At 39.8% G+C, this 20048-nt stretch carries 12 protein-coding genes, 22 tRNA genes, 1 riboswitch and 1 other annotated feature (1 of these 36 only partly in view); of the genes, 31 read left to right on the top strand and 3 right to left on the bottom strand.

Translation table 11 applies throughout. The annotated features are described in order from the left end of the window. Positions 1 to 22: 22 nt before the first annotated feature. From IGK01_RS12940 to IGK01_RS12795, 30 genes are all read left to right on the top strand, one after another. Positions 23 to 95, top strand: a tRNA-Thr gene (locus tag IGK01_RS12940). A 10-nt stretch (positions 96 to 105) separates the two neighbouring features. Further along, positions 106 to 177 (top strand) — tRNA-Gly (locus IGK01_RS12935). Positions 178 to 194: 17 nt separating this feature from the next. Further along, positions 195 to 280: transfer RNA gene (locus IGK01_RS12930), tRNA-Leu, on the top strand. A gap of 10 nt (positions 281 to 290) precedes the next feature. Continuing rightward, a tRNA-Arg gene (locus IGK01_RS12925) sits at positions 291 to 364 on the top strand. A gap of 9 nt (positions 365 to 373) precedes the next feature. Then, positions 374 to 447, top strand: a tRNA-Pro gene (locus tag IGK01_RS12920). A gap of 17 nt (positions 448 to 464) precedes the next feature. Then, positions 465 to 537 (top strand) — tRNA-Ala (locus tag IGK01_RS12915). A 28-nt stretch (positions 538 to 565) separates the two neighbouring features. Continuing rightward, positions 566 to 639, top strand: a tRNA-Met gene (locus tag IGK01_RS12910). Between the two features lie 14 nt (positions 640 to 653). Beyond that, positions 654 to 727: transfer RNA gene (locus IGK01_RS12905), tRNA-Ile, on the top strand. 22 nt (positions 728 to 749) lie between these two features. After that, positions 750 to 839 (top strand) — tRNA-Ser (locus IGK01_RS12900). An 11-nt stretch (positions 840 to 850) separates the two neighbouring features. Next, positions 851 to 924, top strand: a tRNA-Met gene (locus tag IGK01_RS12895). Between the two features lie 18 nt (positions 925 to 942). Further along, positions 943 to 1018, top strand: a tRNA-Asp gene (locus tag IGK01_RS12890). A 1-nt stretch (position 1019) separates the two neighbouring features. Next, positions 1020 to 1090 (top strand) — tRNA-Gly (locus IGK01_RS12885). Between the two features lie 12 nt (positions 1091 to 1102). Continuing rightward, a tRNA-Ile gene (locus IGK01_RS12880) sits at positions 1103 to 1176 on the top strand. Between the two features lie 24 nt (positions 1177 to 1200). Next, positions 1201 to 1288, top strand: a tRNA-Ser gene (locus IGK01_RS12875). A 14-nt stretch (positions 1289 to 1302) separates the two neighbouring features. Further along, a tRNA-Glu gene (locus tag IGK01_RS12870) sits at positions 1303 to 1374 on the top strand. Positions 1375 to 1387: 13 nt separating this feature from the next. Further along, a tRNA-Ser gene (locus tag IGK01_RS12865) sits at positions 1388 to 1477 on the top strand. 12 nt (positions 1478 to 1489) lie between these two features. Beyond that, positions 1490 to 1563, top strand: a tRNA-Met gene (locus IGK01_RS12860). Positions 1564 to 1581: 18 nt separating this feature from the next. Further along, positions 1582 to 1654: transfer RNA gene (locus IGK01_RS12855), tRNA-Asp, on the top strand. 3 nt (positions 1655 to 1657) lie between these two features. Further along, positions 1658 to 1730 (top strand) — tRNA-Phe (locus IGK01_RS12850). A gap of 4 nt (positions 1731 to 1734) precedes the next feature. After that, a tRNA-Gly gene (locus IGK01_RS12845) sits at positions 1735 to 1805 on the top strand. A gap of 11 nt (positions 1806 to 1816) precedes the next feature. Then, positions 1817 to 1890 (top strand) — tRNA-Ile (locus IGK01_RS12840). Between the two features lie 20 nt (positions 1891 to 1910). Next, positions 1911 to 1982, top strand: a tRNA-Glu gene (locus IGK01_RS12835). A gap of 440 nt (positions 1983 to 2422) precedes the next feature. Beyond that, on the top strand, positions 2423 to 5212 hold the full coding sequence (locus IGK01_RS12830) for a hypothetical protein (protein WP_438840811.1): 2790 nt from the start codon (positions 2423 to 2425) through the stop codon (positions 5210 to 5212). A 164-nt stretch (positions 5213 to 5376) separates the two neighbouring features. Beyond that, a riboswitch (SMK box riboswitch) is annotated at positions 5377 to 5457 on the top strand. Further along, complete coding sequence (gene metK / locus IGK01_RS12825) at positions 5455 to 6648, top strand: methionine adenosyltransferase (RefSeq protein ID WP_010734128.1); 1194 nt, start codon at positions 5455 to 5457, stop codon at positions 6646 to 6648. Its footprint overlaps the riboswitch before it by 3 nt. Positions 6649 to 6833: 185 nt before the next feature. Next, complete coding sequence (locus tag IGK01_RS12820) at positions 6834 to 8312, top strand: MDR family MFS transporter (protein ID WP_065096702.1); 1479 nt, start codon at positions 6834 to 6836, stop codon at positions 8310 to 8312. A gap of 57 nt (positions 8313 to 8369) precedes the next feature. Beyond that, a complete protein-coding gene (locus tag IGK01_RS12815; RefSeq protein WP_153830590.1) occupies positions 8370 to 9161 on the top strand; it encodes an alpha/beta hydrolase in 792 nt (263 codons plus the stop codon). A gap of 6 nt (positions 9162 to 9167) precedes the next feature. Continuing rightward, positions 9168 to 9704, top strand: coding sequence for an acyl-CoA thioesterase (locus IGK01_RS12810; RefSeq protein WP_010734132.1), 537 nt, complete (start codon positions 9168 to 9170; stop codon positions 9702 to 9704). 344 nt (positions 9705 to 10048) lie between these two features. After that, the gene (locus IGK01_RS12805; RefSeq protein WP_062806054.1) at positions 10049 to 11761 is read left to right on the top strand and encodes an ABC transporter ATP-binding protein; all 1713 of its coding nucleotides are present in this window, start codon (positions 10049 to 10051) and stop codon (positions 11759 to 11761) included. 2 nt (positions 11762 to 11763) lie between these two features. After that, the gene (locus IGK01_RS12800; protein ID WP_023520486.1) at positions 11764 to 13533 is read left to right on the top strand and encodes an ABC transporter ATP-binding protein; all 1770 of its coding nucleotides are present in this window, start codon (positions 11764 to 11766) and stop codon (positions 13531 to 13533) included. Positions 13534 to 14557: 1024 nt separating this feature from the next. After that, entirely contained in the window at positions 14558 to 15103 is a 546-nt protein-coding gene (locus tag IGK01_RS12795; protein WP_137072937.1) for a DUF5626 family protein, read from the top strand. Between the two features lie 232 nt (positions 15104 to 15335). On the opposite strand, the gene IGK01_RS12790 is transcribed toward IGK01_RS12795, so the two are convergent. From IGK01_RS12790 to IGK01_RS12780, 3 genes are read right to left on the bottom strand one after another with little or no spacing between them, the layout of a single operon-like run. Further along, positions 15336 to 15911, bottom strand: a complete 576-nt coding sequence (locus IGK01_RS12790; RefSeq protein ID WP_438770883.1) for a class I SAM-dependent methyltransferase — start codon at positions 15909 to 15911, stop codon at positions 15336 to 15338. Beyond that, positions 15905 to 16867: a TIGR01212 family radical SAM protein gene (locus tag IGK01_RS12785; protein ID WP_010734137.1), complete on the bottom strand. Its 963-nt coding sequence runs from the start codon at positions 16865 to 16867 to the stop codon at positions 15905 to 15907. The genes IGK01_RS12790 and IGK01_RS12785 overlap by 7 nt, the downstream gene beginning before the upstream one ends. Continuing rightward, positions 16867 to 17523, bottom strand: a complete 657-nt coding sequence (locus IGK01_RS12780; protein WP_409173645.1) for a phosphatase PAP2 family protein — start codon at positions 17521 to 17523, stop codon at positions 16867 to 16869. The genes IGK01_RS12785 and IGK01_RS12780 overlap by 1 nt, the downstream gene beginning before the upstream one ends. Positions 17524 to 17888: 365 nt before the next feature. On the opposite strand from IGK01_RS12780, the gene IGK01_RS12775 reads away from it, so the two are divergent. Further along, the gene (locus IGK01_RS12775; RefSeq protein ID WP_438840810.1) at positions 17889 to 19922 is read left to right on the top strand and encodes a LysM peptidoglycan-binding domain-containing protein; all 2034 of its coding nucleotides are present in this window, start codon (positions 17889 to 17891) and stop codon (positions 19920 to 19922) included. A gap of 70 nt (positions 19923 to 19992) precedes the next feature. Continuing rightward, positions 19993 to 20048 (top strand) — a binding site (T-box leader); it runs 157 nt beyond the window's last position.

Raw genomic sequence — 20048 nt, 5'->3', positions numbered from 1 at the left:
TATGATTGTTTCTATTTTTTACGCCGGCTTAGCTCAGTTGGTAGAGCATCTGATTTGTAATCAGAGGGTCGAGGGTTCAAGTCCTTTAGCCGGCATCGTAAATACGCGGAAATAGCTCAGTGGTAGAGCACCACCTTGCCAAGGTGGGGGTCGCGGGTTCGAACCCCGTTTTCCGCTTTGCCAATGTACTACGCGCCGGGGTGGCGGAACTGGCAGACGCACAGGACTTAAAATCCTGCGGTGAGTGATCACCGTACCGGTTCGATTCCGGTCCTCGGCATTACAAATATGCGCCCATAGCTCAATTGGATAGAGTGTTTGACTACGGATCAAAAGGTTAGGGGTTCGACTCCTCTTGGGCGCGTTAGTTTTACGGGAAGTAGCTCAGCTTGGTAGAGCACTTGGTTTGGGACCAAGGGGTCGCAGGTTCGAATCCTGTCTTCCCGATTAGTAAATAGTTTCAAGGGGCCTTAGCTCAGCTGGGAGAGCGCCTGCTTTGCACGCAGGAGGTCAGCGGTTCGATCCCGCTAGGCTCCATTTCATTTAAATAATGAATACTTTTTTTCGCGGTGTAGCTCAGCTGGCTAGAGCGTCCGGTTCATACCCGGGAGGTCGGGGGTTCGATCCCCTCCGCCGCGATTATTTAAGAGCCTGGACCTTTAGCTCAGTTGGTTAGAGCAGACGGCTCATAACCGTCCGGTCGTAGGTTCGAGTCCTACAAGGTCCATAGCGACGTTGTATTTCATATTGGAGGATTACCCAAGTCCGGCTGAAGGGAACGGTCTTGAAAACCGTCAGGCGGGTAAAACCGTGCAAGGGTTCGAATCCCTTATCCTCCTTTTCATATTATCGCGGGATGGAGCAGTCTGGTAGCTCGTCGGGCTCATAACCCGAAGGTCGTAGGTTCAAATCCTGCTCCCGCAATTAAAAACTAAAAACATTGGTTCCGTGGTGTAGGGGTTAACATGCCTGCCTGTCACGCAGGAGATCGCGGGTTCGATTCCCGTCGGGACCGCCACGCGGGTGTAGTTTAGTGGTAAAACCACAGCCTTCCAAGCTGTTGTCGCGAGTTCGATTCTCGTCACCCGCTTTTAGTTTTTATGGGCCTATAGCTCAGCTGGTTAGAGCGCACGCCTGATAAGCGTGAGGTCGATGGTTCGAGTCCATTTAGGCCCATTTATTCAAAATCTTAATGGTTTTGGGGAAGTACTCAAGTGGCTGAAGAGGCGCCCCTGCTAAGGGTGTAGGTCGGGAAACCGGCGCGAGGGTTCAAATCCCTCCTTCTCCGTTTCATTTTTATCTGGCCCGTTGGTCAAGCGGTTAAGACACCGCCCTTTCACGGCGGTAACACGGGTTCGAATCCCGTACGGGTCATTAGCTTTATATTGGAGGATTACCCAAGTCCGGCTGAAGGGAACGGTCTTGAAAACCGTCAGGCGGGTAAAACCGTGCAAGGGTTCGAATCCCTTATCCTCCTTTTTTATATTATCGCGGGATGGAGCAGTCTGGTAGCTCGTCGGGCTCATAACCCGAAGGTCGTAGGTTCAAATCCTGCTCCCGCAATTAAAAACTAAAAACATTGGTTCCGTGGTGTAGGGGTTAACATGCCTGCCTGTCACGCAGGAGATCGCGGGTTCGATTCCCGTCGGAACCGTTTGGCTCGGTAGCTCAGTTGGTAGAGCAATGGATTGAAGCTCCATGTGTCGGCAGTTCGATTCTGTCCCGCGCCATACTGCGGGTGTAGTTTAGTGGTAAAACCACAGCCTTCCAAGCTGTTGTCGCGAGTTCGATTCTCGTCACCCGCTTTAGTTTTTATGGGCCTATAGCTCAGCTGGTTAGAGCGCACGCCTGATAAGCGTGAGGTCGATGGTTCGAGTCCATTTAGGCCCATTATTTTCATATTTTTACCTGGCCCGTTGGTCAAGCGGTTAAGACACCGCCCTTTCACGGCGGTAACACGGGTTCGAATCCCGTACGGGTCATCGAAGATACTTTTGAGAGTATCTTTTTTTTTGCTCTTTTTTACTAAATTGGTTTGAATGATTTTTGTAGTGATCACCAAAAAAATAGATTTTTGGTCTAACTTTTGGGGGCGGTTCAGACTGCATAATCGACGTATTGCTCTTTTTTGGTATTCGACGAGAGCCATGAATGAGTTTGAACTGAATTTATGCCAAGTGAAAGCGAGTTGTTTTTATATTTTTTACTAAAAAAACTATTTAAATAGCTTGCTCATATCCGCTTACAGCACTTTGGTCATAGCTACTAGTTTGATATGAGGTGATTCTTATGGCGAGCTAAGATGTTATGAAAAAGCACTTTTTCGTGATTTCAAAATAAGTGGGAAAAATTTAAATGCGGAAATACTATACTCTTAGAGGTGGATGAGTATGTAAATAATAGAATCATTGGAGGTAGCATAGTGAATGAGGTAACTAGAGAAACGAGTGGAAATAAAAATGATTTTATAAAAAGATTAGACATGTTAGCGACGACATTATCATTAAACGAAGATAGAAAGTTAATTTCACTAGAAAAATATAGGTTGCTTTTTTCGACCTACAAAAAAATGATCGAGACCGATGTTGACCATTTTTTTTTAGAGAAACAAAAACAATCAAAAGTGGTTGAGTCATTGCAACGATCACAGGATTTTCTTACATACAAGAATCATACCTTGCTTTGGGAGGCTTTTGGAAAAATGAGGAGCGATGATCCAACTGATTTTATGCTTTTATCCGTATTGACGAATCTAGTTGAAGATGAACACGTTTCTCCACAGTTTTTTGGATTGATTGTTTATAAGAAAGAAAATAAGTTGATTGTGGTCAAAGTAGATAGCGAAGAACAGTTCAGTAGTGGTCAAGTATCTTATGCGAAGATTCCAGTAGCAAAGGCAGAAATGCTAAGTAAAATCATTTATTTTGAACGGGACTCTTTAAATCCCAGACCATTTTCTTTACTTAAGGACATCGAGTTGCTCTCTGAGGGCTTCCAAGTAATCCCTGCTTTAACAATAGGAAGACAAGGAATGGATCATAGCAAAACGAAGGAAGTGGAAGATACATTAAAAGTCCTATTGTTTCATTGCAGAACCGATATCTTTTCATTGGATACTGCTGGAAAAGTAACGCCTGTATGGAATCCTTTTGTCAATCAGGCGAATCTAGAAATGCGAAAAAGATTTCTTGAAGCAGTAAAAGGAGAGAATAAAACGTGGAATGAAGTATTTGATCATGTTTTTGACTATTACTTATATCGGATAGGGGAGAAGAGGATAAATCCACTCTTACCGAGTAATAACCAACATGAATGGTGGAACAGAAGTATACAAAATATTTTTGCTAGGGACCCTTATATCCTTACAATGATCGCTACAAATGGAAAAGATCAAACCTCAAACGAAGCAATCCTAAAAAATAGACTTGAATGGGCAGTTCAGCCGACAGCGTTACTGTATGATCAAGTGCTTACTCAAGTCAAATTCAAAAAGTTAACAGAAACACTCTATCTTGATGGAATAATGATGCAGATGTATGAAGATCGGTTAACAATGATCAAAAGTCCTGTAGCAAAAGAAATGACAAAACGTATCCTTTCAAGGTTGGATGACCGATATGACGATATCAACAGCGAAATAAAACGGCGGATTATGATGCAAAGAAAGCAGTCCGATTTGAAAAGAGAAAGTCAATGGCAAAAGGTTCTACCAATGAACTTAGAACAAAAAGATCGGAGTAATTTTATTAAAAAAGAAGAATTGAAACAAAAGCAAAAACAAGATTTTACAAGAAGGATGGACATGCTCGCTTTAACGTTATCGTTAAAAAGAAATGATGATAGTTTTCTTTTTCCAGAGGTTTATGAATTACTTTTTTCGACCTATATCAAAATGATCGAAACTGATAAAGATGGTTTTTTTATCGATGAAAAAAGGCAAGCAAATATTATTACTTCTTTAAACCAATCAAACGAACTGAATCAACTAAAACAGGCAAATAGTATTCAAAGTATGTTGGAAAAATTACGAAATAATGATTCAACCGACTTTTTACTGATTCCAGCTTGTTTTAAGACGCTAGATCCGGTAAGAAATGGACACATATCAGGTTTGATTGTATATAAGAGAGAAAATGAGTTCATGGTGATGCAAGTAGATAAAGAAGAAACACTGAAAACTGGTGCTTTATCTTACGTTAAAATACCGATGGATAAAATCCAAGAGTTCAGCCGAGTGCTGTTCTCTGCGCGAGATTTTTATGAATTTAAACCCTATGGGATATTAAAACGAATCGAATCACTCTCACATAGATTCAAGGAGATCCCAACGATAAAACTCGCACCTCAAACAACAGGTAATTGTGGGATCATTGAAATGGAAGCTGCACTAAGAGTGGCATTGTTCCATTGTAAAAAAGATCTATTTGATTTACAGCTATCGGATCGAATAACGCCTAAATGGAATACGGAAGTGCAAGACCTCGCATCTTTAGAGATGAAACGTCGATTTGTTGAAGCCATGAAGGGAGATAATCAAGAATGGAACTTAAATTTTGACTATCTCTTTGGGTATTATATTTATCGAAAAAATCAATCGAAACAAAGTGAGGCAGGAAATGGAGATTTACATAAATACTCTCGCTACGGAGATATACGCATCTTATTTGGTAATGATCTTTATATTGATGAAATAATGAATAATGGGGGGAGAATCCCGCTTATTTTTGATTGCTTTCTGAAAGGAAAAATCATACAATCTGTGGGACCAACAGGTACATTATTAGGCAAAGAAATCTGCGTGATAGCAACCTCTGATTTATACAAAGAATTGCAAAGCAACGTCAATGAACTAAAAATGCTAGAAGAAAGACTGCCATATATCAAGATCCCAGTAGCAAAAGAAATGGCTAAATATTTTATTGCTTGCCTTGTAGAAAAGAATAAAGAAATAGAAAGTCACATTTGCGAACGGATTGGCATCGAATCCAAAACATGTTCCTATCAGGTAGAGAGTCAGTCAACCGTCGATTCGTTTGCTAAAGTTTCTCAATCCCAGCTGACGCCTGCTGGAGTCGCAACAGGTGCTTCGGCTCCTTTGACCAACCAATTTGCTACAATGATTCATCGCAGCAAACAGGCATCGGCGGTCAAAAATCAATGTTCCTTTAGTAAGAAAACCAAATGTAAAAAGCAAGTCACGGTGACAAAATAATCAAAAGGATAGGCAAACTAGTATAATAAAAGATAGGTAAAAAGCTTTTGCGTCAGCTTGCTAACTCAGTTGAGGTTAAATGTCGCTTATTATTGAAAGTTGCCATTTTTTTTCTAAAGAACTACGAAAAAACGAGCGTAAAATCTGTTTATCTGCTATACTTGACTCGTTGCAAGTTCCCGAGAGGATCCGTACGAACGGAGATGCCTTGTAACCGAATTTAACTAGGGGGAATCATAATTATGGTAGAAAGACATTTATTTACATCAGAATCTGTTTCAGAAGGACATCCGGATAAGGTCGCTGATCAAATCAGTGATGCGATTTTAGATGCGATCCTAGAACAAGACCCAAATGCAAGAGTAGCTTGTGAGACGTCTGTAACGACGGGGCTAGTTTTAGTATTTGGCGAAATCTCTACAACAGCATATGTGGATATCCAAAAAGTAGTACGTGAGACAGTCAAAGAGATTGGTTATACTCGTGCAAAGTTCGGCTTTGATGGTGACACTGTAGCAGTATTGGCAGCAATTGACGAGCAGTCACCAGATATCGCTCAAGGGGTGGATGAAGCACTTGAGATCCGTGACGAAAAAGAAAGAGATTTATTAGATGAAATCGGCGCTGGTGACCAAGGATTGATGTTTGGTTTTGCAGTGGACGAAACACCAGAATTGATGCCATTACCAATTGCCTTAAGTCATCGCTTAGTACGACGTTTAGCTGAATTGCGTAAATCAAAAGAATTAACATATTTGCGCCCAGATGCAAAATCACAAGTCACTGTAGAATATAATGACCAAGGACAACCAGAAAGAGTTGATACGATCGTTATTTCGACACAACATGATGATGCAGTTGATAATGCAACTATTCGTCAAGATGTCATTGAAAAAGTGATCAAAGAAGTTATTCCAGCAGAACTACTGGACGAACAAACAAAATATTATATTAACCCTACTGGACGTTTTGTGATCGGCGGACCTCAAGGAGATGCTGGATTGACAGGACGAAAAATCATTGTTGATACGTATGGTGGATATGCCCGTCATGGCGGCGGTGCTTTCTCTGGGAAGGATGCAACGAAAGTTGACCGTTCAGCAAGTTATGCGGCACGTTACATTGCGAAAAATATCGTAGCAGCAGGACTTGCTCGTAAAGTAGAAGTCCAATTGGCTTATGCAATCGGTGTCGCTCAACCTGTTTCGATCTCAATCAATACCTTTGGAACGGCAGAAGTGCCAGAAGAAGCGTTGATTGCTGCGGTAAGAGAAAACTTTGACTTACGTCCTGCGGGAATCATCGAAATGCTTGATTTGCGTCGTCCAATCTATAAACAAACAGCTGCATATGGTCATTTTGGACGTACAGATGTTGACTTGCCATGGGAAAAAACAGATAAAGTAGATGCATTAAAAGCTAGTTTAGCTAAATAATTTATGTTTGAATTGAATGTGTTCGCTGCGTGTGACGCACATCAAATGTAGACCAGTAAGCCGGGATATTCGAAAGTAGCTTATGCTACTTTTAGAGTATTTTGGCTTTTTTAGCAGAGTCGAAGTTTATTAGGCAGATGATGCCATTTAAATAACGGAAGTTACGATAAGGAGTGGGCTTGAGAATGGAAAGAAAAACAAACGTGAAAGTCGTAACGATCTGCGTGTTCATCGCTACATTTATGACGGCAATTGAGGGGACAATCGTTACGACTGCAATGCCAACGATCGTTGGTTCACTGCACGGCATGGAAATGATGAACTGGGTGTTTTCGATTTATTTATTGACGAATGCCATGTTGACACCCATCTATGGGAAACTTGCAGATAAAGTTGGAAGAAAACCTATTTTTATTTTCGGTACGCTATTATTTATTATCGGTTCACTTTTTTGTGGGCTTTCTCAATCTATGCTTGGCTTGATTATTTCGCGAGCAATTCAAGGGATGGGTGCAGGAGCAATGATGCCAGTCGCATTGACGATCATTGGCGATTTATACACGATTGAAAAACGAGCAAAAGTGTTAGGGTTGAATAGTTCAGCTTGGGGAATCGCTAGTGTGTTTGGTCCATTAGCTGGTGGGTTTATTGTAGAAGCATTGAGTTGGCACTGGATTTTCTTCATCAATGTGCCGATCGGGTTATTACTGATGGTGCTGATTTGGCTCTATCTCAATGAACCAAAAACAACTCGTGAAGCGAAACCAATGGATCTTAAAGGTAGTTTTAGTTTGATGTTTACGTTGGTTTTGCTGTTACTAGGTTTTCAATTACTAGGTGATCAAGGGCTGACACCATTTGTGTTGGGATTATTAATAGGTAGTGTTTTATTCTTTTTCTTATTCCTGTTCGTCGAAAAACGAGCAGAAGATCCTGTCATCATGCTTCACCTATTCAAAAACCCGCTTTTTGTCGTTGTGAATGCAGCAGCAGCTTTAGCAAGTGGTTTTTTAATGGGGATCGATGTCTATATCCCAATGTGGATGCAAGGAGTATTAGGACTTAATGCGGCAATTGGTGGATTAGTTTTGGCACCACTTTCTCTTGTTTGGATGGTTGGTTCGTTCTTAGCAAGTAAGTGGATGACCCAGATGACCACCTATCGAGTGTTACGTATCGGGTTGTTCATCACCATTGTCGGTGGTGCAGGACTTTGGCTGATGCCATTTCAAAGTAATTTTTTATGGTTCTTCCTGATTTCAACGATCATCGGTGTCGGCTTAGGGATCACAATGACAACATCGACTGTCAGCGCACAAAACAGTGTGCCTTCAGAACAAATGGGTGTTGCCACTTCGTTTAATACGTTAGTCCGCACCATTGGGCAAACAGTGATGGTCGCAGTTTTTGGATTATTGATCAACCGAGTCACGCAAGCTGAACTTGCTGCCAAACAATTGACAGACGATCCGGACATCATGAACAAATTAGTCAATCCACAAACAGCAAAAATGATTGACGCAGAAATATTAACACCATTACGAGAAATTTTGTATCATGGGTTACACCAAGTCTATCTGGTAGGCTTATTATTAGTCATCATCGCGCTAGGGCTAACATTTTTAATTCGTCAAAAAAATGCTACAATAAAAGAATACAAGTAAATTTACAGATTGTTGTCAGAAAAACGATCTGAATAAAGTAAAGAAGGCGAAAAACATATGGCATTTATCCAAGCAAATGTTTATTCAAACGTATTAGAAATGGAAGTCAATCTAAATGTGATCTTACCTCAGACAACCAAAAAAGTGATTGGGACAAGTACATCGGCAAATCTGACGGATGTTCCAGTGCTTTACCTGTTACATGGTATGGGAGGTAATCATAGTGTTTGGCAACGGCGGACTTCCATTGAAAGATATGCGGCGGATTACGGGTTAGCCGTCATCATGCCATCAACGGATTTAGGTTGGTACACAGACACAACGTATGATATGAAGTACTGGACGTTTATCTCAGAAGAATTACCAGAAATCTGTCACGAATTGTTCCCACAACTGACAACGAAAAGAGAAAAAACGTATGCAGCTGGTCTTTCAATGGGTGGATATGGTGCGTTGAAATTGGGGTTAGCAAAGCCCGAACGTTTCTCAGCTATTATTTCTCTCTCAGGTGCGGTGTCGGTTGGTAATCGAATGGACGACTTATTGATGATCCGTCAAGCCAAGTTCTGGGAAGGAATTTTTGGTCCACTAGATAGCATCCAAGGTTCAGTAAATGATCCAGCTTACCTTGTTGAAACCTTAGCAAAAAGTGACAAAGAACCACCACGTATGTATCTTGCTTGTGGTGAATCCGATTTTCTCTATCAAGCCAACCAAGAAATGGCAGAAATTTTAAAAGAAAACAACGTCGATGTGACATTTGAACATGGTCCTGGGGAACATGATTGGATTTTTTGGGATCAATGGATCCAACGAGCGCTCGCTTGGTTGTTCAACAAAAGGAGCTGACACCGTATGGAAGAAACAAAGTATTGCAAAGACTCGATGGTTATCCAAACACATCGGATCTTTCCCTTTGATTTGAATCCATTTGGGTATCTTTTTGGAGGGAAATTAATGGCAATGATCGATGATGCAGCATCGATTTCGGTCACCCGTCATTGTCGCAGAGGGGCAGTCACTGCTTCTTTAGATAGTTTGAATTTTTTGAAGCCTTTGCATGAAAATCATTCCGTTTGTGTGGAATCTTATGTGTCCGGTGCCCATAAGAAATCAATGGAGGTTTTTGTGAAGATCATCGGTGAAAACTTAACGACAGGTGAACGCTATTTGGCTGCTACTTGCTTTACGACATTCGTTGCGGTTCCTTCACATATGAACCTTGAAAAAGAATTTACGGTGCCACATGTCATTCCTGAAACCGAGGAAGAGCAATTAGTTTGCAGTGGGTACGAGGAACGCCGTGCTACAAGACAGAAAGAAAGAACAGCCTATAAAGAATTTGCCGCTAGTTTATCTTTAGATCTCCCTTGGACAAGAGAACGAGAATAAGTCTACTTATGAATGGTAGAAGAAATGCAGAAGTGATCGATCAAGATCACTTCTTTTTTATTGTGGCGAGCAAGATAGGTGCTAAACGGATTGGAAATAAGCATAATAAAGAAGAATTCTATAACGTACCTTTTATAGTGAGAGGAAGATAAACTCAAGAAGAAAGAAGGTGTATTTAAAAACAGATAATTTAAAGTTTCTTTCTATTATAAAAGTAGTTCCAGCGTTAAAAAATTACAGGTTGATTTCTTTTTTCAAACATGGTAAATTGTTAGTCGGTCTATTTTTACGAATTATAAAATAGGACGATTTATTATAAAAAAAGAGAGGTGTAAGTCACAAATATGAAGCTTATTTTAAAACATGCAAAAAACTATCGATTAGCTGTTTTTGTTTCTTTGCTTTCTGTCGCACTTATGGTGACAGCTACGCTTTGGCAACCTAAGTTGTTGCAACAAGTATTAGAAGCAATCATTACAGAAGACAGCGATGAAATGCGCACGATTGGCATTTCTTTGATTAGTTTAGCACTCCTAGGTTTAGCAGCTGGAGTCACGAACACGATATTTTCTGCTAAAGTCGCACAGGGTGTCAGTGCAGATATCCGGGAGGAAGCGTTTCGCAAGATCCAGACCTTCTCATTTGGTAATATTGAACAGTTTTCTGCTGGAAATTTAGTGGTGCGCTTAACGAACGATATTACGCAGATCCAAAACTTAGTTATGATTTCTTTGCAATCTTTGTTCCGTATCCCGTTTCTGTTTATTGGTGCATTTATTCTTGCGATGGCAACAATGCCTCAGTTGTGGTGGATCATCGTTCTTTTGATCGTTACTGTATTCTTGATCACAGCACTGTCCTTTACACGTATGGGCAAGCACTTTATGATCATCCAAAAACTGATCGATAAAGTTAATAGTATCGCAAAAGAAAATCTAATGGGGATTCGAGTAGTCAAATCGTTTGTCCAAGAAGAAAATCAGTTGAATGAATTTAGTAAAGTCAGTGAAGATTTAACGAAGCACAATATCATTGTTGGAACATTATTTTCAGTCATGATCCCCTCATTTATGTTAGCTGCGAACTTAGCTGTGGTGGGAGCAATCTTCTTCGTCAGTGATCTTGCAAAAGATGATCCAACCCTGATTGGTGGTATTGCTTCATTTATGAACTATTTGATGCAGATCATGATGGCGATCATCATCGGCGGTATGATGATGATGATGACCTCAAGAGCCGCTGTTTCCTTAAAACGGATCAAAGAGATCTTAGATACTGAACCAGATTTAACTTATCTAGATGTACCTGAACAAGAATTGACTGGTTCTGTTCGTTTTGAAAACGTGTCTTTCCGTTATCCTGGTGATGATGCAGATACACTCAAAAATATCACTTTTTCGATCGAGCCTGGTGAAATGGTTGGTATTGTTGGGGCAACTGGAGCAGGAAAGTCAACTTTAGCACAATTGATTCCACGCTTGTTCGATCCAACGGAAGGGAAAGTAGAAGTTGGTGGTGTTGATCTACGACAAGTGAATGAACATAGTTTAAGAAAAACCGTCTCGTTTGTTTTACAAAAAGCGATTCTTTTTTCAGGCACGATTGCCCAGAATCTACGTCAAGGGAACAAGAATGCAACAGAAAAGGATATGGAAAATGCTTCTTCTATCGCTCAAGCCAAAGAATTTATCGAGAAATTAGCTGATCGTTATGAAGCACCAGTCGAAGAACGTAGTAGTAACTTTTCTGGTGGACAAAAGCAACGTTTATCTATCACACGTGGTGTGATCGGTCAGCCAAAAATCCTGATTCTAGATGACAGTACCAGTGCATTAGATGCCCGTTCAGAAAAACTGGTTCGCGAAGCCCTTGATCGTGAGTTAAAAGACACGACAACGATCGTTATCGCTCAAAAGATTGCTTCTGTTGTCAAAGCAGACCGCATCTTGGTACTAGATGAAGGAAAACTAGTGGGTGAAGGAACGCATGAAGAACTCGTTGCAAACAATCAGGTATATCAAGAGATTTTTGAAACTCAAAAAGGAACGGAGGAGTAGCCATGACTGATTTGATTAAAGCAAGTAAGTTTTTCTATCATTATTTAAAGCGGTACAAGGTTTCCTTCTTCTTTATCTTTATTACTGTGATTGCAGCAACTTACTTACAAGTAAAAGCACCTCAATATATCGGGGAAGCTTTCCAAGAATTAGCAAATTATATTACTGCTTTGATGCAAGGTGTTGATGATAAAAGCAATTTCCTTTCGATTATTTGGAAGCTTTTGATGTTTTATGTTTTAGCCAGTGCGGCAAATTTTATTTACAGTATTTTATTTACACAAGTGGTCGGGAAATCAACGAACCGGATGCGTATTGGTCTATTCAATAAATTAGAAAAATTAACGATCCGCTTTTTTGATTCCCATCAAGATGGGGAGATTCTTAGTCGCTTCACTAGTGATTTGGATAATATCCAAAATAGTTTGAACCAAGCACTTCTTCAAGTGATCACGAATGCGGTTCTATTAGTTGGTATCTTGATCATGATGTTCCGCCAAAATGTCCAACTTGCTTGGGCGACGATTGCTTCTACACCGGTCGCGATTTTGATTGCTGTCCTAGTCATTCAAAAAGCCCGCAAATATGTCGACATCCAACAAGATGAAGTCGGTAAATTGAATGGTTATATGGATGAAAAGATCAGTGGGCAACGCGTGATCATCACGAATGGTCTGCAAGAAGAAACAATCGAAGGTTTCTTAGCTCATAATCAAACTGTTCGTGAAGCAACATTTAAAGGACAAGCATACTCAGGGTTACTTTTCCCAATGATGCAAGGTATGTCTTTAGTCAACACAGCGATCGTGATCTTCTTTGGTGGCTGGTTAGCGTTGAATGGTGATTTGGAACGTTCAGTAGCGCTAGGATTAGTAGTTACTTTCGTCCAATATTCCCAACAATATTATCAACCATTGATGCAAATTTCTTCTGGCTACAGTATGATCCAGTTAGCGATCACTGGAGCGCGAAGACTGAATGAAATGTTTGCTGAAAAAGATGAAGTGAAACCACAAAACGGCAAACCGTTTGCGGGGATCGAAAAGGGCTTATCATTGACGAATGTTGATTTTGGCTATAGTCCAGAGAAATTAGTCTTAAATGATGTTTCCATTGATGTGAATAAAGGCGAGATGGTTGCTTTAGTAGGCCCAACTGGTTCAGGTAAGACAACGATCATGAACTTGTTGAATCGCTTCTATGATGTGAACGGTGGCTCTGTGAGCATTGACGGAACAGATATCCGCGAGTATGATTTAGACGAATTGCGTCGACATGTCGGCATCGTTCTACAAGAATCCGTTCTATTTTCTGGCACGATCCGAGACAATATTGTCTTTGGTAAACCAGATGCAACGGATGAAGAAGTAGTTAGCGCAGCGAAACAAGCAAATATCCATGACTTTATCCAGACGCTCGAACATGGCTATGATACCCACGTCTCTGAGGAAAATAATTTGTTCAGTACGGGGCAAAAGCAATTGATCAGTATCGCGCGAACAATCATCACGAATCCAGACTTATTGATTTTAGATGAAGCAACAAGTAACGTGGATACAGTAACTGAAGCAAGAATCCAAAAAGCAATGGATGAAGCGATCAAAGGTCGGACAAGTTTCGTGATCGCCCATCGCTTGAAGACGATCCTGAACGCTGATCGCATCGTTGTTTTACGTGATGGCAAAGTGATCGAAGAAGGAAACCATCATCAATTATTAGCAGAAGATGGCTTCTATGCAGAGTTGTATCATAATCAGTTTGTGTTTGAATAGGTGGTGGGAGAGAACGAATGTCTCACTCCCGTCATTGTGTAACGAATGTTCAAATGGAAGTCGAAAAACACCAAATCAAGAAGCCCTTGGTTTGGTGTTTTTCATGTCATGCAGTCTGATTGGCGTGTTTGGATGAATCCAAACATGAACCTTGAAAAATTAGCAAGGCTCCCGTACTTATGTAACAAAAGTTATGGCAAATAGTTTTCAGTTATTAGAAAGTGAATCTGTGATTTCTTATTAAGTCAGGTCAATGATTTTAGAAATCATCACTATGCAAAATAAAAAGAACTTAGTCAAGTATTCCTCATGATAATCATTTGATCAATAGAAGTGACGATGAATTTCTATTCTAAATACACAGACACACTGGAATATTAATTGTATTATAGTATAATTTATTCAACAAAGAACAGGTTCATATTACGACCAAAACCCACTAGCTGGCGGGCTAGTGGTTTTCTTTTACGTTTCAATAGGAATTAACGGGTAGGCTTACTGTCTTTTTTTGGCAATTCTACAATCAAACCATTTGCAGATGTAATGAGCGGTTACTTCTGCCGTGATTACAAAGATAAAATCAAAGAATAGATTCATGAGTACATCTTACTTCCCTTGTCCGAAACAGACCGAAATAATTTTATAGCACATTTGAAATCTCCAATTTTAGATGAGGTGGCTATTCGTTTATTGAGGTGAGGTAGTTTTTTTATAAAAATAAATCAGAGAATATATAGTATGAAATTTTTTTTTAAAGAAAAAAGAAAAATTTCCCGATATTCTAAAGTTGATATAATTAATTATAGCAGAATAACTATTAATACATCATTTAGTTGCATGCCCATGCATAATGAACTCATCCTAACTTCACTTGCATATAAATATGAAGACTGCATGTCATACTTATATACATATAAAAATGAGGAGGATAAAACTAAATCTAGTTTGAGCGTTAGTAGGAGTGGTTGGAAATGTTCCATGCAGTAAAAATGAAAAATGTGATAAAGAAAGAAGGGAACTTAAGATGTGGAGAGAAAAGCAATTTAGTAAAGTAATCGATTTGATTAGTGTTATAGCAATCACTCTGATATTGATATTTTTCATGCCAACTAAAATTGTAGAAGCGCAACCGCTAGTAGAAGCAAATGATTCTGCCGTTCTTGTAAAAGAAGAAGGAGGTAGTGTAGTAGAATTTGACTTATCAAAAAACATGGTACAGACTAAAGAAATACATTTGGCAAGTGGTACAACAGCGAAAATTGTTGCTGAACCAGTGTTTGATAACCATTTACGTTTAGGTAATGGAGTATGGAATATCTATTATTATTCAGTAATTTTTAATTGCGGCTTTAATATTAGAGTAAGTAGTAATAGTATTAGTAGTGCTTATGATCCTTGGTACTATCATGTGGGGGTCAGTGTGAAATCTAGTTCATTGAAAAGAGATAGCACAAAACAAGCAACTTATTATTTCGAGTTTGGAACTCCGATATGGGATTTTGGCGGATGGAGTGGCTGGTTAAGAGCATCAATTAATAGCTCAAATAATTTGGTCGTAACTGTTAAATAGGATGGGGGCTCTAGGAATAATAATAGCCATCATCAGTTTTATTTTGGCGGCAGGTGTAACAATATTGATCATTCGTGTGCTAAAACAGTATTTCACCAAATCATAGCTCAAATGTGATCAAGTGAGGGTCATTAAGAAAATGGGATTCTAATTGGTCGTTAGGTTCTGCTAAAAAATGAAAAAACTCTTTATCTTCTCAGTTTTATCATACTAGAAGACAAGGAGTTTTTTATTAGTTGTGGCGTTTCTTTTTTTCGATACAATACAAGATCGGAGGATTATTTTTTTGATTGATAAATTGATAATTCAAAACATTGAATTGTTCTTGAGGCAATGCTTGGCAAAAGTTTTGTACCATATCTAGTTCTGCTTCGCCACCTTGATGACCATAATAAACGACGATGATCATGCGACCTTGTGGAACTAAACGTTTCACGATTTCTTCCATCGCTGTTTTTGTCGTTTCAGGTAGCGTGATGACGGATTTATCACTTTTGGGTAAATAGCCTAAGTTGAAGATACCAGCTTTGATCGGTTGTTGTTCAGCAATGACCGCACCAATGGTCTCATGTCCTTGTAAAAACAGTGTCGTCCGCTCCAATAAGCCATTCTCTGACAATTTTTGTTGCGTGGACTCCAATGCTTGTTGTTGAATATCAAAACTATATACTTGACCAGTTTTTCCGACTTTTTCTGCAAGAAATAAAGTGTCATGCCCATTGCCCATCGTGGCATCAATCACATAATCTCCTGGTTGGATGATTTCCTCCAATAGCGTATGACTATAATGAAGTGCCGTTTTCAACATCCGCTTTTGACTCCTTCTCGAATATTGTACTTTCCTTGATAACTATTGCGACGAATCATTTCTTCATCGATCGCATTCAAGACTTCCCATTTTTTCAAACTCCACATTGGCCCGACCAATGAATCCCAAGGCGCATCACCAGTTAAACGATGGATGATGATCTCTTGTGGGATCATTTCTAATTGATCACAAATGACAGATACATAATCGGCTCGACTCATCAATTGCAGTCTGCCCTCGTGATAGTCACGTAACATCTTTGTTTTACGCATCAAGTGCATCAAATGTAGTTTGATTCCTTGGATATCAGAATCTAAGATCGTGCGACGAACATTTTCCCGCATCATATCCAATGATTCTCCTGGCAATCCGTTGATCAGATGCGTACATACACGTATGTCGTGCTTCCGTAATTTCGCAACACCGTCTAGATATGTTTGATAATCATGTGCCCGATTGATCAGGACAGAGGTTTCTTCATAAGTCGTTTGTAAGCCTAATTCTACCCATAAGTATAAACGTTGATTCAATTCAGCTAAGTAATCCACGACTTCATCAGGTAAGCAATCTGGTCTGGTACCAATTGATAAACCAACGACACCTGGTAGGTTGATGACCTGTTCAAATCGTTCACGAATGATTTCGACAGGCGCATGGGTATTCGTGAAATTTTGAAAGTAAACGATGTATTGATTCACTTGTGGCCATTTTTTGTGCATCATATCGATTTCTTTTTGAAACTGGATCGGTAGTGGCTCCTCAGGAGCAACGATCATATCACCAGAGCCAGAAACACTACAAAAGGTACAACCACCGTGGGCAACTGTTCCGTCACGATTGGGACAATCAAAGCCACCATCGATCGGTACTTTAAAAATTTTTCCACCAAATTCATGGCGTAACGCATAATTCCAAGAATGGTAACGTTTATTTCCTTCAGCATAAGGAAATTCCATTAAAATCCCCTCTTCCTATTTGATTGTGTAAATGGCAAGCGTTGTTGGATATACCAAGGATAAGTCAAGCATAACCAAAACAGGCTCAAGCTATAACCACCGAGGATATCACTAGGATAATGGACACCCAGATAGACACGACTAGCGCCAATACTCAGAATCAGTAAACCTAACAATACTTGGATCATCCATGCCCAATCTCTCGTCTTGATCAAGGATGGCATCAAAAAAATCAGTGTGCCATACAAGATCATACTCGTTGCAGCGTGTCCACTTGGAAAACTATACGTCGTTTCGACAACTAAATGTTGAAGTCTTGGACGGTCACGCATCACTAAAAGCTTGATCAGTGGATTTAAGATCCCAGCAATTAGCACAAAATTGAGGGTAAACCAATAAAGTTCTTTTCTTTTTTTCTTGAACCATAACCAAAGAGCAACTAATCCAAATACTAAAATGACAGTTATTGCATTTCCAAATGTCGTGATCAACCGCTGAAATGGATTCCAATCAGGATAAGGAATACGAATCCAATGGGTCAGCGTTTGGTCAAAACTAGACAATAGATCCACACGAAATAAGACAAGTAGACTCAACGCTAGAAAAAGCAAGAAGCAACTTGCGGCTGAGATTTGGAAGATTCTTTTATTTTTCATTTAACTCCTCCTTCATGCCCAATCATTATAGCATTTATTATAAGAACGAAAAACAAGAGTTTTCTATTCCTGTTCACTTGGATCAATGAATAAAAATATATTGTTATGCAAGTTGTAATGTAATAGCAACCCTCAAGTAATATAACCGACATATTTAATTTGAAAAATAGGTGGTCATATATAATTTAATAACTAGGAATCGTTTGATTAAAGGGTTAACAAAAGCGTCAAATCAAAAAATTACGAAAGATTACATAAAGATTACAAAACAACGTAATAGTCTTAAATAACTTTTAATAAATATTAAGAGAAGTTATAATTATTGATAAGGCTAGATAAAAGTAATTAAATATGGGGGATAGTATATGCAAAAGGAATTAGTAGGACGAAAAGAACGCAGACGTCTGGAACAAGCGAAGCGTTACCGTAAAGTAAAGCGAAGTGCGGCAATCGTCGGAACCGCAATGGTGGGCTGTTCAGCTGTAGCACCAGTATTACAATCAGTCGCTGTCAATGCGGATGAAACACCGATCCAAATGAACTCTCGGATCAATACCGCTGCATTTATCACAGAAATTGCCACATTTGCACAACCAATCGCAAACGCGAATGATTTGTATGCTTCAGTAATGATCGCTCAAGCAGTTGTCGAAAGTGGTTGGGGTGGCAGTACATTATCACGTGCACCTTATCATAACTTATTTGGGATCAAAGGAAGCTACCAAGGACAAACTGTTTATATGGACACGCTTGAATTCTTGAACAACCAATGGGTGACGAAAAAAGAACCTTTCCGTCAATATCCTTCTTTCGCAGAGTCTTTTAGTGACAATGCCTATGTACTTAGAAATACTTCATTTGGTAATGGCTACTACTATGCAGGTGCTTGGAAGAGTAATACTCGTTCTTATACGGATGCTACTGCCCATTTGACAGGACGCTATGCGACGGACCCAAGTTATGCGACAAAATTAAACAATCTTATCATGACGTATGGCTTGACTAAATATGACACACCAGCAACTGGAAATGCAGGCGGTGGTGCGACGACTGGCGGCGGCAATACGATTAATACAGGTAACACAGGAAGTACAAATACAGGAAGTACAAATACAGGAAGCACGAATACAGGAAATACTGGTGGAAGTACGACTACTGGTTCAACGACGTACACAGTAAAATCTGGTGATTCTGTTTGGGGCATCTCAAATGCTCATGGCATCTCAATGGCACAATTGATTGAATGGAATAATATTAAAAATAATTTTGTTTATCCAGGACAAAAATTGACGATCAAAGGTGGTACAGCTGGCGGATCTTCAACAACAAATTCAGGAAACAATACAGCTTCTGCAGGTAGCAGTTCTGCTGGAACAACAACAAACAATTCGTCCGGTACGCGTTATACAGTCAAAGCAGGTGACTCTGTTTGGGGTATCTCGAATGCTCACGGCATCTCAATGGCACAATTGATTCAATGGAATAATATCAAGAATAATTTTGTTTATCCAGGACAAAGCTTGATCGTTTCTAATGGTGGGTCTGCTTCTGTAAATACACCATCGACACCAAGCACAACACCATCAACACCAAGTACAGGTGCTTCAGTTTCTGGTGCAAAATATACGGTCAAAGCAGGTGATTCTGTCTGGGGTGTCTCTCATGCCCACGGTATCTCAATGGCCCAGTTGATCCAATGGAACAACATCAAGAACAACTTTATTTACCCAGGACAACAGTTGGTTGTTTCAAATGGTGGCGCATCAAGCACTGTATCAACGAGTCCAGCACCTTCAACAACGACGAATAATCCAACGACTTCAAACACAGCAAGCCAAGGATCAGGCACCTACACGGTCAAAGCAGGTGAATCGGTGTGGAGCGTCGCAAATAAAAATGGGATCTCGATGAACCAATTGATCGAATGGAACAATATCAAAAATAACTTCATCTATCCAGGTCAAAAACTGATCGTAAAAGGTGGTAGTACAGCAGCACCAACATCTACACCGACAACAACGCCGGCAGCTACGCCAAGCACACCGAATACGTCAGCAGCAACGAACACATCAACCTCTGGTGATACGATCTATACGGTCAAAGCAGGTGAATCTGTTTGGGGTGTAGCTGATAAACACGGCATCACGATGGATCAACTGATTGAATGGAACAATATCAAAAATAATTTCATTTATCCAGGCCAAAAAGTGGTCGTGAAAAAAGGAAATACAACAGCAGCACCTACGTCTAATGATGGCAAACGTTACACGGTCAAAGCAGGTGAATCCGTTTGGGGTGTAGCTGATAGCCATGGCATCTCAATGGCGCAATTGATCGAGTGGAACAACATCAAAAACAACTTTATCTACCCAGGACAAAGTTTGATCGTTGCAAAATAATCGATCTGACTGAAATAATAGTTGATTGATTCAATAATATTTGTTACTATGAAGCTACTAAAAATTTAGTTGATCAACGTTTGAAAAGGAAGTAGTAAAAAGTCGAAAGTTTTAGAGAGCACATGG

The organism is Enterococcus sp. AZ080, assembly GCF_051714945.1.
Taxonomy (GTDB): domain Bacteria; phylum Bacillota; class Bacilli; order Lactobacillales; family Enterococcaceae; genus Enterococcus_B; species Enterococcus_B pernyi.
The sequence above is the reverse complement of the archived record's forward strand: the minus strand, read 5'-3'. Positions and strand labels throughout refer to the sequence as shown.

Excerpts from the sequence above, each read along its gene's own strand:
- metK (WP_010734128.1), top strand. The coding sequence starts at position 5,455 with ATGGTAGAAAGACATTTATTTACATCAGAATCTGTTTCAGAAGGACAT.
- IGK01_RS12820 (WP_065096702.1), top strand. The coding sequence starts at position 6,834 with ATGGAAAGAAAAACAAACGTGAAAGTCGTAACGATCTGCGTGTTCATC.
- IGK01_RS12815 (WP_153830590.1), top strand. The coding sequence starts at position 8,370 with ATGGCATTTATCCAAGCAAATGTTTATTCAAACGTATTAGAAATGGAA.
- IGK01_RS12810 (WP_010734132.1), top strand. The coding sequence starts at position 9,168 with ATGGAAGAAACAAAGTATTGCAAAGACTCGATGGTTATCCAAACACAT.
- IGK01_RS12805 (WP_062806054.1), top strand. The coding sequence starts at position 10,049 with ATGAAGCTTATTTTAAAACATGCAAAAAACTATCGATTAGCTGTTTTT.
- IGK01_RS12800 (WP_023520486.1), top strand. The coding sequence starts at position 11,764 with ATGACTGATTTGATTAAAGCAAGTAAGTTTTTCTATCATTATTTAAAG.
- IGK01_RS12795 (WP_137072937.1), top strand. The coding sequence starts at position 14,558 with ATGTGGAGAGAAAAGCAATTTAGTAAAGTAATCGATTTGATTAGTGTT.
- IGK01_RS12790 (WP_438770883.1), bottom strand. The coding sequence starts at position 15,911 with ATGTTGAAAACGGCACTTCATTATAGTCATACGCTATTGGAGGAAATC.
- IGK01_RS12785 (WP_010734137.1), bottom strand. The coding sequence starts at position 16,867 with ATGGAATTTCCTTATGCTGAAGGAAATAAACGTTACCATTCTTGGAAT.
- IGK01_RS12780 (WP_409173645.1), bottom strand. The coding sequence starts at position 17,523 with ATGAAAAATAAAAGAATCTTCCAAATCTCAGCCGCAAGTTGCTTCTTG.
- IGK01_RS12775 (WP_438840810.1), top strand. The coding sequence starts at position 17,889 with ATGCAAAAGGAATTAGTAGGACGAAAAGAACGCAGACGTCTGGAACAA.